16 protein-coding genes are annotated in these 15,038 nt (G+C 61.0%); 4 read left to right on the top strand and 12 right to left on the bottom strand.

Annotation, left to right across the window (positions count from 1 at the left end; translation table 11 throughout):
• Window positions 1-62: 62 nt before the first annotated feature.
• The 5 genes from HFK74_RS27925 to glnT form a co-directional block, all read right to left on the bottom strand.
• On the bottom strand, window positions 63-1,388 hold the full coding sequence (locus tag HFK74_RS27925) for an ammonium transporter (protein WP_180206325.1): 1,326 nt from the start codon (window positions 1,386-1,388) through the stop codon (window positions 63-65).
• 283 nt (window positions 1,389-1,671) lie between these two features.
• Window positions 1,672-2,994 carry an FMN-binding glutamate synthase family protein gene (locus HFK74_RS27920; protein WP_180206324.1) on the bottom strand — a complete coding sequence of 441 codons (1,323 nt, stop codon included), beginning with the start codon at window positions 2,992-2,994 and terminating at the stop codon, window positions 1,672-1,674.
• 20 nt (window positions 2,995-3,014) lie between these two features.
• Window positions 3,015-3,698 (bottom strand): protein glxC, encoded by a 684-nt coding sequence (locus HFK74_RS27915; protein ID WP_180206323.1) that lies wholly within the window; start codon window positions 3,696-3,698, stop codon window positions 3,015-3,017.
• An 11-nt stretch (window positions 3,699-3,709) separates the two neighbouring features.
• Complete coding sequence (locus HFK74_RS27910) at window positions 3,710-4,615, bottom strand: glutamine amidotransferase family protein (protein ID WP_180206322.1); 906 nt, start codon at window positions 4,613-4,615, stop codon at window positions 3,710-3,712.
• A gap of 75 nt (window positions 4,616-4,690) precedes the next feature.
• On the bottom strand, window positions 4,691-6,025 hold the full coding sequence (gene glnT, locus HFK74_RS27905) for a type III glutamate--ammonia ligase (protein WP_180206321.1): 1,335 nt from the start codon (window positions 6,023-6,025) through the stop codon (window positions 4,691-4,693).
• 273 nt (window positions 6,026-6,298) lie between these two features.
• Between glnT and HFK74_RS27900 the strand changes: the two genes are divergently transcribed.
• A complete protein-coding gene (locus HFK74_RS27900; protein WP_008061438.1) occupies window positions 6,299-6,898 on the top strand; it encodes a helix-turn-helix domain-containing protein in 600 nt (199 codons plus the stop codon).
• Between the two features lie 634 nt (window positions 6,899-7,532).
• Here HFK74_RS27900 and HFK74_RS27895 read toward each other — a convergent pair.
• The gene (locus tag HFK74_RS27895) at window positions 7,533-8,735 is read right to left on the bottom strand and encodes an NAD(P)/FAD-dependent oxidoreductase (RefSeq protein WP_180206320.1); all 1,203 of its coding nucleotides are present in this window, start codon (window positions 8,733-8,735) and stop codon (window positions 7,533-7,535) included.
• A gap of 300 nt (window positions 8,736-9,035) precedes the next feature.
• On the opposite strand from HFK74_RS27895, the gene HFK74_RS27890 reads away from it, so the two are divergent.
• Entirely contained in the window at window positions 9,036-9,593 is a 558-nt protein-coding gene (locus tag HFK74_RS27890) for an Rrf2 family transcriptional regulator (RefSeq protein WP_180206319.1), read from the top strand.
• A gap of 9 nt (window positions 9,594-9,602) precedes the next feature.
• Here the strand turns inward: HFK74_RS27890 and HFK74_RS27885 are convergent, their stop codons facing one another.
• Together HFK74_RS27885 and HFK74_RS27880 are read right to left on the bottom strand one after the other, a co-directional pair.
• On the bottom strand, window positions 9,603-9,941 hold the full coding sequence (locus HFK74_RS27885) for a hypothetical protein (RefSeq protein WP_180206318.1): 339 nt from the start codon (window positions 9,939-9,941) through the stop codon (window positions 9,603-9,605).
• A 73-nt stretch (window positions 9,942-10,014) separates the two neighbouring features.
• Window positions 10,015-10,233 carry a hypothetical protein gene (locus tag HFK74_RS27880; RefSeq protein WP_180206317.1) on the bottom strand — a complete coding sequence of 73 codons (219 nt, stop codon included), beginning with the start codon at window positions 10,231-10,233 and terminating at the stop codon, window positions 10,015-10,017.
• 169 nt (window positions 10,234-10,402) lie between these two features.
• Between HFK74_RS27880 and HFK74_RS27875 the strand changes: the two genes are divergently transcribed.
• Both HFK74_RS27875 and osmE read left to right on the top strand, forming a co-directional pair.
• Window positions 10,403-10,642 carry a hypothetical protein gene (locus HFK74_RS27875; protein WP_180206316.1) on the top strand — a complete coding sequence of 80 codons (240 nt, stop codon included), beginning with the start codon at window positions 10,403-10,405 and terminating at the stop codon, window positions 10,640-10,642.
• A 13-nt stretch (window positions 10,643-10,655) separates the two neighbouring features.
• The gene (gene osmE, locus HFK74_RS27870; protein WP_180206315.1) at window positions 10,656-11,006 is read left to right on the top strand and encodes an osmotically-inducible lipoprotein OsmE; all 351 of its coding nucleotides are present in this window, start codon (window positions 10,656-10,658) and stop codon (window positions 11,004-11,006) included.
• Here the strand turns inward: osmE and HFK74_RS27865 are convergent.
• The 4 genes from HFK74_RS27865 to HFK74_RS27850 all read right to left on the bottom strand — a co-directional run bounded on the left by HFK74_RS27865 (window position 11,000) and on the right by HFK74_RS27850 (window position 14,464).
• The gene (locus HFK74_RS27865; protein WP_180206314.1) at window positions 11,000-12,025 is read right to left on the bottom strand and encodes an ABC transporter substrate-binding protein; all 1,026 of its coding nucleotides are present in this window, start codon (window positions 12,023-12,025) and stop codon (window positions 11,000-11,002) included. The genes osmE and HFK74_RS27865 overlap by 7 nt on opposite strands.
• On the bottom strand, window positions 12,022-12,564 hold the full coding sequence (locus HFK74_RS27860) for a sigma-70 family RNA polymerase sigma factor (protein WP_180206313.1): 543 nt from the start codon (window positions 12,562-12,564) through the stop codon (window positions 12,022-12,024). The genes HFK74_RS27865 and HFK74_RS27860 overlap by 4 nt, the downstream gene beginning before the upstream one ends.
• Window positions 12,565-12,681: 117 nt before the next feature.
• Complete coding sequence (locus HFK74_RS27855; protein WP_180206312.1) at window positions 12,682-13,473, bottom strand: phosphate/phosphite/phosphonate ABC transporter substrate-binding protein; 792 nt, start codon at window positions 13,471-13,473, stop codon at window positions 12,682-12,684.
• 49 nt (window positions 13,474-13,522) lie between these two features.
• On the bottom strand, window positions 13,523-14,464 hold the full coding sequence (locus HFK74_RS27850; protein WP_180206311.1) for a fatty acid desaturase: 942 nt from the start codon (window positions 14,462-14,464) through the stop codon (window positions 13,523-13,525).
• Between the last annotated feature and the right edge of the window lie 574 nt (window positions 14,465-15,038).

Genomic DNA, 15,038 nt, shown 5'->3' with positions numbered 1-15,038 from the left:
GTAAAACACGGCGCTCTTCAGGCCTTCGCGAGCAAGCTCGCTCCTACAAAAGCTGCCCGTGATCAGTGGTTGTAGGCACGCTCATTGTGCTCGGCCAGATCCAGGCCCATCTCTTCCACCGACTCATCGGCACGCAGGCCGACCATGACATTCACCACCTTGAGGATGAGCCAGCTGATGACGAAGCAGTACACCGTCGTCAGCGCTACACCCTTGATCTGCGCCAGCACTTGACCGCCCATGCTCACGCCTTCCACCAGCCCGCCCAGGGACGGCACGCAAAACACACCGGTCAACACCGCGCCGATCATCCCGCCGATGCCGTGAAGGCCGAACACATCCAGGCTGTCGTCATAACCGAAGCGGCGCTTGAGCACCGTAACGCTCAAGTAGCAGAACACCCCGCACAACAACCCGATGGCCAGGGCGCCGCCCACGCCCACATAGGCGCACGCCGGCGTGATCCCCACCAGCCCTGCCAGGGCACCGCTGGCCAGGCCCAGCGCACTCGGCTTGCCGACCTTGAACCACTCGGTGAACATCCAGCCAAGAATCCCGGCGCACGCCCCCAGTTGGGTGTTGAGCATGACGATGCCGGACGTGCCACTGAGGCCGCCGCCGGAACCGATGTTGAAACCGAACCAGCCGACCCAGAGCATCGCTGCACCGACCATGGTCAGGCTCAGGTTGTGCGCCGGCATCGGCGTATTTTCATAGCCCTTGCGCTTGCCCAGGATCAGGCAGGCGGCCAGCGCGGCGACGCCGGCATTGATGTGCACGGCGGTGCCGCCGGCAAAATCGAGCACACCCCAGTTATGCATCAAGGCCCCCGCACCACCCCAGACCATGTGCGCCACCGGGGCGTACACCAGGGTGAACCACAGCGCCATGAACAGCAGCGCCGCCGAGAACTTCATGCGTTCGGCGAAGGCACCGGCGATCAGCGCCGGGGTGATGATGGCGAAGGTCATCTGGAAGGTCACGAATACCCCTTCCGGAATCTCGCCGACCAGGCTTTCAGGCGTCATCCCGGCCAGGAAGGCCCGGCTCATGCCGCCGACAAAGCTGTTGAAGGTCACCTCGCCCTCGACCATGCCCGTGGTGTCGACCACCATGCTGTAGCCATAGATCACCCACAGTACGCCCACCAATCCGGCGATGCCGAAACACTGGGTGAACAACGACAACATGTTTTTCGCCCGCACCAGGCCGCCATAAAACAGCGCAAGGCCCGGCAGGCACATGAACAACACCAGCACAGCCGCCATGACCATCCAGGCCGTGCTGCCGGTGTTCAATACGGGTGCATCGGCTGCCTGCGCCAAGGGCACCAGCGCACCGCTCGCCAGTAAGCCAACAAGGGATTTGCCGAGAAGACGATTGACCATGTTCAAAGCTCCTGCAATGGAAATCGGAAGTGTCGGGCAGCAAGCAAGTAGCAAATCAACGGACCTTGGCGGCCTCTTCGAATATCTGAACGCCTGGCTCCTGCCGGCGAAAACGATCTTCGGACGCCTCCGCCTGTAGGAGCCAGCGGTGCGGCGGTCCGACTTGCCGGCGAAGAACGATGACGCGTTGTATCTGGAACACCGCGTCGTCTTGTTCGCCGGCAAGCCTGGCTCCTACAGGCGGAGGCGTCCGACAGGGGACGACAACAGCGTCCGACAGGTGTCAGTAACCGGAACCCGGTATCCAGCTGGTTCCCGCCAGCGGCACCCGCGCCATGGCTGCTGATTCCACCGTCAACGCCACCAGATCCTCCGGATCCAGGTTGTGCAGGTGCGACTTGCCGCACGCCCGGGCCATGGTCTGTGCTTCCAGCACCAACACCCGCAGGTAGTTGGCCAGGCGGCGACCGCCTTCCACCGGGTCCAGGCGCTTGGACAGCTCCGGGTCCTGGGTGGTGATCCCGGCCGGGTCGCGGCCGTTCTGCCAGTCGTCATAAAAGCCTGCGGCTGAACCAATCTTGTGCAGTTCTTCATCCAGGCGCGGGTGGTTGTCGCCCAGCGCAATCAGGGCCGCCGTGCCAATGGCCACCGCGTCCGCGCCCAGCGCCATGGCCTTGGCCACGTCGGCACCGTTGCGAATCCCTCCCGAAACGATCAGTTGAACCTTGCGATGCATGCCCATCTCTTGCAAAGCCTGTACCGCTTGCGGGATGGCCGGCAAAATCGGAATCCCCACGTGTTCGATAAACACTTCCTGGGTCGCCGCCGTGCCCCCTTGCATGCCATCGAGCACGATCACGTCGGCCCCGGCCTTCACCGCCAGCTTGACGTCGTAGTACGGGCGGCTGGCGCCGATCTTCACGTAGATCGGCTTCTCCCAATCGGTGATTTCGCGGATCTCGGCGATCTTGATCGCCAGGTCATCCGGGCCGGTCCAGTCCGGGTGCCGGCAGGCGCTGCGCTGGTCGACACCGATCGGCAGCGTGCGCATGCCAGCGACTCGCTCGGTGACTTTCATGCCCAGCAACATGCCGCCGCCACCGGGTTTGGCGCCCTGCCCCAGGACGATTTCAATGGCGTCGGCCTTGCGCAGGTCATCCGGGTTCATGCCGTAGCGCGATGGCAGGTACTGATAGACCAGGTGCTGCGACTGCCCGCGCTCTTCCGGGGTCATGCCGCCGTCACCGGTGGTGGTGCTGGTACCGGCGATGGTCGCGCCACGGCCCAGGGCTTCCTTGGCATTGGCCGACAGCGCACCGAAGCTCATGCCGGCGATGGTCACCGGAATCTTCAGGTGGATCGGCTTCTTGGCGAAGCGGTTGCCGAGGATCACATCGGTGCCGCACTTTTCCCGGTAACCTTCGAGCGGGTAGCGCGACACGCTGGCGCCAAGTAGCAGCAAGTCGTCGAAGTGCGGGACCTTGCGCTTGGTGCCACCGCCGCGAATGTCATAGATGCCGGTCTCGGCGGCGCGCTGGATTTCCTGGATGGTCAGGCGGTCGAAGGTCGCGGACTCGCGCAGTACCGGAGGATTCTTCTCACTCATAGCTATTCTCCTTGCGTGGATCAATACGCGGACGCGTTATCGACTTTGAAGTTGTACAACTGACGGGCCGAGCCATAGCGCTTGAAGTCAGCGGCCTTGTGCTCGAATCCGGCGCGGTTGAGCAGCACTTGCAGTTCCTCCAGGTGTTCGGCGCGCATCTCTTTCTCGATGCAGTCCGACCCCAGCGACGCGACGCTGCCCTTCACGTAAATGTGCGTTTCGTACAGTGAATCGCCCAGCGCATCACCGGCATCGCCGCAGACGACCAAACGCCCAGCCTGGCCCATGAAGCAGCTCATGTGGCCGATGCTGCCGCCGACCACGATGTCGATGCCTTTCATGGAAATCCCGCAACGGGCCCCGGCATCCCCTTCGATCACCAGCAACCCGCCATGGGCGGTGGCGCCGGCAGCCTGGGACGCACTGCCCTTGATCCGCACGTAACCTGACATCATGTTTTCCGCGACACCCACACCGGCGTTGCCGTGCACGGTGATGCTCGCTTTCTGGTTCATGCCCGCGCAGTAGTAACCGGCGTGCCCCTGGATATCGATGGACACGGCCTGGTTCACCCCGACGGCGAGGTTGTGCTTGCCGTTGGAGTGGGTCACCACCCATTCGCGGTCTTCTACGTTGTGCACCTGGTCATGCAGCGCCTGATTGAGCTCGCGCACGCTGGCGATGGAAAGATCGATGGTTTTCATGTGTGCGCTCCTTAAGCTGACTCGCGTTCCCAGATGTACAAAGTGGCCGGTGCCGGCTCCCAGATCCTGGCGTTTTCAATGCCCGGCAGGCTCGACAGCGCCTGGTATTCCGAGGCCATGGCGACGTAATCGTCGGTCTCGGCGAGGATCGCCGGCTTGCAGGCGATCGGGTCGCGGATCACCGCAAAGCCGTTGCGGGTGCCGATGGCGAAAGTGAAGAAACCGTCGAGGTCCTCCAGCGCATGGTCCAGTGCGGCCTTGAGCGAGTCGCCCTGCTGCAGGCGCCAGGTCAGGTACCCGGCGGCCACCTCGGTGTCGTTGTCGGTTTCGAACTGGATGCCTTCGCGCTTGAGCTCCTGGCGCAGGCGGAAGTGGTTGGACAGTGAGCCGTTGTGCACCAGGCACAGGTCGGCACCGGTGGAAAACGGGTGGCTGCCTTCCATGGTCACCGCGCTTTCGGTGGCCATGCGGGTGTGGCCGATGATGTGGCTGCCCTGCATGCCGGCCAGGCCGAAGCGTTGGGAAATCTCCTGGGGCAAGCCCATGCCCTTGAGGATCTCGATGCTCTGCCCGGCGCTCATGATGCGTACGTTCGGCGCCAGTTCGGCAAGGGCCAGGCGTACCGGCGCCTCCTGCGCGTGGATCTTCAATACGGCGGCGCTGGCGTTCTGGAACCAATCCAGCGAGCAGCCCAGGCGACCTTCAAGTTCACCCATCAGGGCTGTCCAGTCGAAGCTTTCGGTGGTTGCCTGCAGGGTCAGCTTGACCCAGCCATCGGCCACTTCATCGCCATAGATGGCAAAGCCGGCACTGTCCGGGCCACGGTCGGTCATGGCCTGCAGCATCGGCTCGAACAGTTGACCCAGCCGGGATTCCAGCTGCGGGTTTTTCAGGTAAAGACCTACGATTCCACACATAAAACAGTCCTCACTACGTTCGGCAGCCGCCAGTTTCAGCGGCGAGATGGTTCGTTTGAGCGCGCCCGGTGGCGCTTAGAAAAACTCGGTGTAGCGCTGTATTTCCCAGTCGGAGACGTGGCGGCTGTACTCCACCCATTCCATGCGCTTGAGCTTGATGAATTCGCCGACGATCTGCGGGCCCAGCACTTCGGCGAACAGCGGATCGGCCTCCAGCGCGTCGCAGGCTTCCTTGAGCGATTGCGGCAGGGTCTTGATGCCGCGCGCGGCGATCTGTTCCAGGCTCAGGCTGTAGAGGTTTTCGTTGCAGACGTGGTCGATTTCCAGTTGGCGGTCGATACCGTCGAGACCCGCCGCAATGATCGCGGCGCTGACCAGATAGGGATTGCAACCGGCGTCCGGCAGTCGAAATTCGAGGCGGCCGTAAGGCACCCGGACCATCGCCGAACGGTTGTTGGCACCGAAGGCGATAAACGCCGGCGCCCAGGTCGCGCCGGACAACGAATTGCCCACCACCAGGCGCTTGTAGGAGTTGACCGTCGGCGCGGCGAAGGCACACAGCGCCGGGCCATGGGCCAGCAAACCGGCGGCGAAGTGATAGGCCATTTTCGACAGGCCCATGCCACTCGGGTCGCTGGCATCATGGAACAGGTTTTTGTTCTCTGAGCTGCTGATCGACAGGTGAAAGTGCATGCCGTTGCCGGCACGTTTCGGGTCGGGCTTGGGCATGAACGAACAGATCATGCCCAGGTCATTGGCGATCTCGCCGGCGGCCATGCGAAAGAAGGTGAAGCGGTCCGCCGAGGTCATGGCATCGCTGTAGGTGTAGTTGATCTCGAACTGGCCGTTGGCGTCCTCGTGATCGATTTGATAGACCTCGAAATCCACCGCCTGCAAGGCTTCGGTCAAGCGTTCGAGGAACACCCGGGAGCGCGACAGGCCCTTGTAGTCGTAGCAAGGCTTGTCGAGGTTGTCGCTGAGGTCGACCAGTTGCAACTTGCCCTGCTCGTCGCGACGCATCAGGTTGAATTCCGGTTCCAGGCCGGTATTGAGGGTCCAGCCCTTGTCCTCCAGGCGTCGGATCTGCTGCTGCAAGACATAACGGCTGTCATAGGGATGCGGCTTGCCATCGACATGACCGACGCACACCACCCGGCCATACCCCGGCTGCCAGGGCACGGGCGTCAGCGTGGCCAGGTCGCCGCGGGCCATGAAGTCCGGACCGTGGGGCTCCATGCCCATGCCACTGATCGCGAACCCGGCAAAACCGGCGCCCTCTTCGGCCACGGTCTTGAGCCCACAGATCGGCACCGATTTGGTCTTGGCCGCACCATGGATATCGACAAACTGCGCAAGCACGTACTTGATCCCGTGCTTGTCGATGATGCGCTGGGTTTCTGCTGGCAACATTGCTCGTCACTCCTCGCGAAAGGCAAATCAGTTGTGGGTTGGCCCTGACTTTCTTTTTATTCCTGAAAAGAAAGTTTGTTTCCCAATAGGAATGCAAGGCCCTTGCCAGCTTCGCGAGTGACGCGTGAAAAACACCAGTGGTGCTGTTTATATGGGAAAAATCTTTTCCCCATGGGAATATTGCCCGATGGACTCGCGCCCGACGCCGCGACTTGCACTTTCTCAGTGCGAAACTAATATTACTGAACGGAAAGTGTGCAGGATCCGATGACTATGCCGACCGAAACCGCCCCGCGCCTCAAGCTTGAGCAATACCTGGGTTTGCAGATCAAGCGCCAACGCCAGGCCCAGGACCTGAAACTGGCTGATGTGGCCAAGATCGCCGATATCAGCCAGGGCATGTTGAGCAAGATCGAAAACGCCCAGGTCTCCACCAGCCTCGACACCCTCAGCCGCCTGTGTGACGTGCTGGGCCTGCCGCTGTCGAAATTGTTCAGTGAATACGACCAGCAGGACGGTAGCGCACTACTGGTCAAGGCCGACCAGGGCATGGAGGTGGTGCGCCGGGGCACAGAGAAAGGCCATACCTATCATTTGCTCAATCACACCCGCGGGCCGAAGAAGAGTTTCGAGGCCTACATGGTCAGCATGGATGACGCCAGCGAAGAGTTCCCGACCTTCTCCCACCCCGGTACCGAGTTTTTGCATTTGCTTGAAGGCGAGCTGATTTACCGGCATGGCAATCAGCTGTATCGCATGGAGGCTGGGGACAGCCTGACCTTCGAAGGGGAAATCCCCCATGGGCCCGAGGAGTTGGTGCAGGTGCCGATCCGGTTGTTGTCGATCATGAATTACGGTAGCGACAAGGAATGATTTAGGTCACCTCCTTGTTGCTTTTGCTTTTGCTGTTGCTGTTGCTGTTGCTGTTGCTGTTGCTGTTGATCCACCCGCCCCTTCGGGAGGCTGAGTGGAGGTGTTCATCCGGGGATTGGCGCGCAGCGCCGTTCGACGCAGTCGAACACATCGCATGTAGGTGCCAGCGAAGCCAACCGGAGGGCGATGCCCCCGGATGAATGCCGGAGCGAAGGAACCCCGAGCCTTAGCGAGGGGCCGGACGCTGGGGCAAGACTTTTTGGTTCCTTTTGTGGCGTTTGACAAAAGGGACTCGCCGTAAGGGCGAAACCCTAAGTGGCCGTTACCGCAGCAATGGATATGTACACGGTCAACAAAACATAGGTCGGCTGTCAGGCCGCCTTCGCTGGCAAGCCAGCTCCTACAGTTTGATCGGGGGTACATCCGCGGGAGATTGGTCGGCTATAAGGCCGCCTTCGCTGGCAAGCCAACTCCTACAGTTTGATCGGGGGTACAGCCGCGAGAGATTGGTCGGCTGTCAGGCCGCCTTCGCCGGCAAGCCAGGCTCCTACAGTCTTAACATGTGCGTCTGCAAAAAAAATCCCGCCCGGATCTCTCCGGACGGGATTTTTTCAATCACACAACCTCACCCCATTCAGGCAATCGGAATCAAAGGATCCGCTGCCGCCCACGCGCTTTCACGATTCGCCGCCGGCGGGTAGATCCACACCGTGTTGATCTGGGTCTTCAGCGACTTGCCTTCCTGCCGGGTCAGCTTGACCTGGCGATCCCAACCTTCGGTGTAGACCGCACCCCAGGCCCCCAGGTCCAGGCAGGTCACGTATTTGGGCTGGCTGTACGGCGTCGGGTCCACACCGAGGATCTGCGCGGCAACGTTGTTACCGGCATGCCGGCCCAGCACGATGGCGTGCTGGCAGGTCATCAGTGCATGGTTGCCGATGTCATCGCTGGCCGCATAGGCCACGTCGCCGGTGGCGAAGATGTCCGGCTGGCCAATGACTTGCAGGTGCGCGTCGACGTGCAGCCGGCCCAGGTGGTCGCGCTCGCCAGGAATCTGCTCGGTCAGCGAGCTGGCACGCACGCCGGTGGTCCAGATGACGGTCTTGGCGTCGATGCGCTGGCCGTCGGACAAGCTGACGCCGTTTTCATCGACGGCGACAACCGAGGCGTTGAGGTGCCATGTGACGCCGGTTTCCTCACTGGCTTCGGCAATTTTCTCGGCGATTTGCGGGCCCATGGAGCCGCCTACCTCAGCGCCACGATCGACGATGATCACCTTGATGTCCGCACCCTCGCCGAGGATGGCGCGCAAACGGGTGGGCATTTCAGTGGCGGTTTCGATACCCGTGAAGCCACCACCGGCCACCACCACCGTGTTGCGCGCCTGGCTCTGCGGCTGGTTGGCCAGGGATTTGAGGTGGTTTTCCAGGCGTATGGCCTGTTCGATCTGATCGACGTCGAACGCATGTTCAGCCACACCCGGGGTGTCCGGCAGCGCGAGACCGCTGCCGGTGGCCAGAACGAGTTTGTCGTAGATGCAGACTTGTTTTTCGCCCGAGGCATCGAGGTACCCCACACGCTTTTGCTCGACGTCGATGGTCTCGGCAGCCCCCTTGATGAACTTGACGCCGACCGCATCGAACAGCTCGCCGATGGGCGCCGCCAGCTGGTGGGCGTTCGGCTCGTAGAAGCGTGGACGCACGCGCAGTTCGGCCTGGGGCGCCAGCACCGTGACGTCAACGTCATTGTGACCGTGGATATCGAACAGGCGGGTAGCACTCAAAGCGCTCCACATGCCACCGAAACCTGCGCCAATTACCAGGATGCGTTGTTTCATTTTTAACTCCAGGGGAAAAAAACCAGGCAGTGAATTGGGTTAATGGGTCAGGAGGTCGACGCTCGCTCTCTGCTGAAAGGGCCTTCCACTCCCGACCTGACAACTACGACTGTATTGATCGTAGTTAATTTGAGCAAGGTGTTTTTCTCAATGGTTCGAATCGATGCCATCGATAGACCGGCAAAACCCCACTGAATCCGCTGCCTGCAAGGCCTTTCCTGCGCATGGAGAAAAATCGAAATCGTTGCCTGGCTAAGGGTCAGCTGCTAATATTTACGACAACATTAGTCGGAGATCGATATGTCTCTTTACAGCGCGGGCGTCGAGTACGGCATTCACTGCCTGATTTTCCTGGTGGGCAATGGAGGCGAGACCCGCGAGGCGAGCGTGCGTGACCTGGCAGAGCTGCAAGGCGTGCCGCTGGACTATCTGGCAAAAATCTTCACCAAACTGGCCAAGGCAAAACTGGTGGTTGCCACCGAAGGCGTGCGTGGGGGTTTCAAGCTGGCGCGGCCGGCCGATGAGATCAGCCTGCTGGACATCGTCAATGCCATCGACGGGCGCAAGGCCATTTTCGAATGTCGGGAAATTCGTGGTCGCTGTGCGTTGTTCGAAGGCGAGGTGCCCGAGTGGGCGCTGGACGGCCATTGCTCGGTGCATGGCGCCATGCTGACTGCGCAGAAGCGCATGGAAGAAGCCCTGGCCCAGCAGACCATCCTGGACATCGCCAGAAAGGTCGGGCGCAAGGCGCCTGCGCAGTTCAATGCGCAGGTCGAGAGCTGGATGAGTGATCGCCGGGAAAAGAAAGGCACCGCCAGTGCCCAGGCCGATCAACTGATCCAGGTCACCGAGATCTAAGGCTGATCCCTACAGGCAGTCGCGTACGGCCTGGCGCATGGCCCCTGATTTGGCCCAAGGCGGCCCCTGGTACAGCGAAACCCGGCTGCCGTCCTTGTACTTGACGATATCCAGCACTTCATCGGCGGTGATGACACTCGGCGCGGTGATCCGATAGCCGTTGGAAATCGAAGTCTGGGTGGTCTTGGCGATCTCCTTTTGCCAGGCCGGCAATACACAGGCTGCTACTTCCTTGGGTAACTTGTCGCTCGGTTTGTTGTAGTTCGGCTCGCCCGGCACCAGGGACGCAGGCAAGGAACACCCCGCCAACAACGCCATCACCACTCCCCCCATCAACATTCGACTCATGAAGCATCCTTAAACCTGAAAAAATAAAATGTAGCCTGTTGCCACGCTGACAGCCATTTTGTTGCATCAAACCTCAGGGGCTGACGCTGTGATCGCCGCGGTCCGGGTAGGAACGCTCGTTCAGATAAGTCGTCCATCGCTCAAAGGCTTCGTGTTGCCATTGACTGACCCGCTCCCATTCCGGCCCGCTGAGTTGATGCTCGGAAACGAGTTTCATCATTTCGCTGGTGGCGGCATCCAGATCGGCGATCAGTTCCTGGGCATGCGCCCTGAAGTCATCGGTAGTGGTCATTTTGAACGCACCCTCCCCTGCTGAAATATCGGCACTTCACTACGACAGCAAATTTTGCGAAACGCGCAAATTTCCCGACCAATGGAAGCCCTTTGGCATCAGACGAACACAACGCCACATCACGCGAATGGGTCTAAAATTTCGTAGCACGAAGATTCGGGAGATCATCATGTGGCTTAACGAACATGAACAGACGCTTCGACGTGACCTGCAAGGGCTTGCATCGGACCTGCGATGGTCGGCTGTAGAGCTATTGCGCATAGCCGAACAATTGCGCCTGGCGGGGAATGATGTCGATGCAGAAGCCGTGAGGCGGCTGTGCGATCTGTTCCAGGGCGATGAACAACGGCTGGCGGGTTATGCCGAGGAAGTGAAGGCCAAGATCATCAGTCGAAACAAGCCTGAATAGCGGGAGTCACACCGTGAACAAGTCCCTCTACACGCTTGCCACCCTGATCACCGTGCTGGCGGGCTGCAGCACCGATTCACATATCTATCGGGATCAGCCACTGGTGGCGAAGGTCGAGACCGGGATGAGCAAGGAGCAAGTCGAGCAAATCGGCGGCCCCCCCCTGTCGATCTCCAACCGCACGATCGAGCCCGGCACCTGTTTCGACTACAACCTGACCCAACCCGGTCATCAGCAACGGTACAACGTCAGCTTCGATAGCCGGGGCAAGGTCGATCATAAAAGCTTCATGAGCTGTGCCGAATGGAGTAACGCACAGCAAAAGGCCAGGGAACCGACCCGCAGCGGCGGTGGAGGCTATTGAGCCGCTAACAATTGTGTGCTGACACGCTCAGCCACCTCCCCCGGCACCCAGCCTTTCCAGATCTGCGGCTGGTCACGCAGGAAAGCTTCTGCCACCTGGCGCGGTTGCAGGCGCTTTTCGCTCATCTGGCCGAGGGTATGGTTGAGCAGGTCGATCGGCAGGTCGACCTTCTCGAAGAACGCCACCAGGTCCGGGTACTGCGCCTTGAAAGGCGCGGACACTCCGATCGCCAGGCTGGCCGGCATCGACCGGGTACCCTTTGGATTCGGGTTGTTGGCGTCGGCCAGGGTCTTCCAGGCTTCGGCGTCGAACGCTGGTTCATCGAGCTTCACCAGTTTGAAACGCCCCAACAGCGGCGTCGGCGACCAGTAGTAGAACAGCACCGGCTTGCCACGACGGATCGAGGAAGCCACCTCGGCATCCAGTGCCGCACCCGATCCCGTGCGGAAGTTGACGAAGCTGTCGGTCAGCTCGTAAGCCTTGAGTTTCTGACTGTTGACGATCTCCGAGGTCCAGCCGGTCGGGCTGTTGAGGAAGCGTCCGCGGCTTGGGTCTTCCGGGTCGCGGAACACGTCCTTGTAGCGGGCCAGGTCGGCGACGGATTTCAGTTCCGGGGCCAGCGGCTTGATGCCTCGTTCAGGGTCGCCTTTGATCACGTATTCCGGCACCCACCAGCCTTCGGTGGCGCCCTTGACCGTGTCGCCCAGGCCAAACACTTTGCCTTCGGAAGCGGCCTTGACCCACGCCGGACTGCGCCCTGCCCATTCTTCGCCGATCACCTGGATATCGTTTTTGGCCAACGCTGCTTCGAGGCTGACGGTGCTGCCCGGCAAGGTGTCTGTCGGGTAGCCGTAACCTTTCTCGACAATCACCCGAAGGATTTCGGTGATGAGGCTGCCGCTTTCCCAGGTGATATCGCCGAAGTGGATCGGCGCGACTTTTTCTGCTGCGGGAACCTGCGCCGCCACTAGGCTCAGGGCCAGCAGCGAACTGCCGAGCAGGGTTTTCAACGATCTCATGCGGACCTCCGGGTCAGGGAATTCAAGGATTGGTTGGCGCTGTGCCGGGCACACAGGGCTTGGGAGCGAGTCATGTAATCGCTCACCGAACGTTGGGAAATGCCCAGTCGGGCGGCAATTTGCGGGTAGGTCAGGCCGTCGACCCGCGACAACAGGAACGTTGCCCGAACCTTGCCCGGCAAACGTTCGAGCGTGCGCGCCAGGCCATGCAACGCCTGGGTCTGTTGCACCTGTTCTTCGGGCGAGATCGCTTGATGCCGGTCAACGTGCTGCAACTGTTCGAGGTGCTGGCGCTCCAGGTCGCGACGGCGCCAGAGCTGATAAATCAACCGATGGGCAATGGTGGTGAGCAAGGCGCGAGGCTCGCGGATCGGGGTCAGCCCCGGCGATTCGAGCAACTGCACAAAGGTCTCGGCAGCGATGTCTTCGACGCAGGGGCTGGCCCCCAGATACCGGCGTAACCGTGTGCAGAGCCAGGGGTAATGCGCGCGGAATAATCCGCCCACGTCGTTGCGATGGGAAAGGTCGGGGCCGGACATAGAGGCTCCAAAGGTCAGGGGTCGCTGAATGTCCGGTGATCCGGTGACGCGATCCTAGCAAGGAGCCTTATTCATTAATAATACTTAAAAAGCATTTTTATATTCCAAATTGGATTATCAACGCAATCGTCCAAAGCCCAGGTCCTCAGCCTCTCGCTGGTAGTCGAGAATGCTTTGATAGTCGCTTTCGGTAGCCGGCAGGATCTCTTGCAAACCGAGGATTTCGGCGGCGTCCGGCAGTTCCTGCAACGTCTGATTCATCACCTGCCGAATGTGCCCGGCCTGATGTTCGGTGACGGCAGGCGCGGTGATGTAGGGCAAGGTCGGACTGAAGGCACTGCGACCGACGATCCGCAGATTAGCCACTTCGTCTTCGGCGTGTCGCGCCAGGTAGGCAAAGGTCACGCTGTCGATGGCCGCCAGGTCCGCTTTATCCTCACGCAGCCAGCGCAGGCTTTCGCGGTGGCTGCCGCTGATACCGACACTGGCAAAAAACCGCCCCTCCCGATGCATAGGCGCCAGGCGGTGACGCAGCAGGTTCATGCCGCTGTTGGAGTCTTCGCCATTGATCACTCCACGGCTGCCTCCGAAGGCCGGCAGGGTGCGCCGTGGATCATCGGCGCGACTCAGCAACAGGCTGCAATGGTTGCCGCCGCTGGCGTCCGGCAGTTCATAACGAGGACGACCGATGATCCGCACCCGCCCCCGCAATGCCGTCATCAGCGGATAGCCGCAAGTTTGCGTCAGCAGCAGGTGCGGGGACAGCCACAGGTCCATCAGCGAAAGCCCCCCGGCGTTGCGGCGCGTGGCCCCCAGGCGCTCGAGGATGCGGCTCAGCCAGCGCTCGTTGGCCTGGCGGACCGGTTCGGGGGCGACGTACATCAGTAATTCAGCGAGGTGCTGTGTCATCGAAACTTTCCCATGCAACGTAATTCCAATTGTGGGACCTCATTCGCAATCAGTGGAACGGATGCCGCGGGCTATCGATGGCCTTCACCCCGTGCCGGCGCCATAACTGGCCATAACCCTGCACCAGGAACCCGCCGCTGCGCGCGAGCCATTGCTCGCGACGCGCGCGGTAAACGCGGGGCAAGTCGTACCAGGGCAGCCCCGGCAAGTCGTGATGCACCAGGTGCAGGTTGAGGTTCAGGAACAGCCAGCGCCACGGCCAGGCGGCTTCATTGATGACCGTCCTTTGCTCGGGTTGGGCATGGGGACGGTGTTCATAGTAGGAGCGGATCATCGCAATCGATAGCGCCGGCACGCTGACCAGCAACAGGTAATGCCAGATCGGCAGCACACTGTAGCGGGCGATAAACAGCAACATCAGCAGGGTCAACGTGCCGTGGCTCAGCCACATCGACCAGGCCTGTCGCTCACCCGCTTTCAGGCGCTGCAACTCCTCCCGGGCCAGCGCCAGCAAGGCCAGCGGAGCGCCCAGGATGAAACGACCCAGCACGGTTTTGTTCAGCCAGTGCAGGCCTTGTTCGAACAGTGAACTGCCCTGCCATTGCTCGGCGCTCAGGTAACGGCTTTCCGGATCGCGACCCGGCAGGGTCAGGTCTTCATCGCGGTGATGCAGCAAATGGCTGTCGCGATACAGGGTGTAGGGATACCAGACGGCGAACGGCGCGTAGCCGAGGATCTTGTTCAGCGATACCCAGCGGGTGGGATGACCGTGAAGCAATTCGTGCTGCAGCGACAACCAGAGCACCACCAGCGGGATCAACAGCAATGTGCTCCACCACAGGCCCAACCTGTCACTGCCCAGCACGATGCCGAACCAGCCAGCGTACACGCCGACCAGCAGCAGCCAGGTCGGCCACTCGGTGCGAGCGGTCAGGCGTTGGCGCAAGGTTTCGATTTCTACACGGTGGGCGGTATCGAAGTAATGGGGCATGGCGTTGCTCGGATCGGGGACCAGTCCCCTTCTGTGCAACGGCGTTGGGTTTTCTTGCAGATTATTTTGTTTGGCGAACGGGCCGTAGGAGCGAGCATGCTCGCGATGGAGCTCAACGATGACGCGGGGAGCCTGACACCCCGCGGTGCTCTCAGGTTTTTCGTCGGAACGCCGCCCGGAGCATACTCGCTCCTACAGGGTCGCCGCGATGGGCCATCCATGGCCCAGCGCGGCTAAACCGGCGTCCTGCCGGTTTCCCCACTGCGCAATGCCTGCGTTCGGCCATCGTGGTTAACGGGGCACCCAGATCAAAATCAAAAGCGAGGCGGCCTTAAAGCCGACCTGATTTTTACGGCTGTACCTGATTCCCTGTAGGAGCCAGGCTTGCCGGCGAAGAACGATAACGCGGTACAACAGACACACCGCAGCGCCTGGTTCGCCGGCAAGCCTGGCTCCTACAGAGGGAATGCGTACGGCTTCCGATCAGGTCGGCTTTAAGGCCGCCTCGCTTTCGTGTTTGATCTTGATCTGGCTTTTGATTTTCTTGCCCCATCGAGAGGCCGAGTGGAGGTTC

The sequence above is a fragment of the Pseudomonas sp. SbOxS1 genome (genome assembly GCF_013416725.1).
Lineage (GTDB): Bacteria > Pseudomonadota > Gammaproteobacteria > Pseudomonadales > Pseudomonadaceae > Aquipseudomonas.
This window is presented reverse-complemented; position numbering and strand designations above follow the sequence as displayed.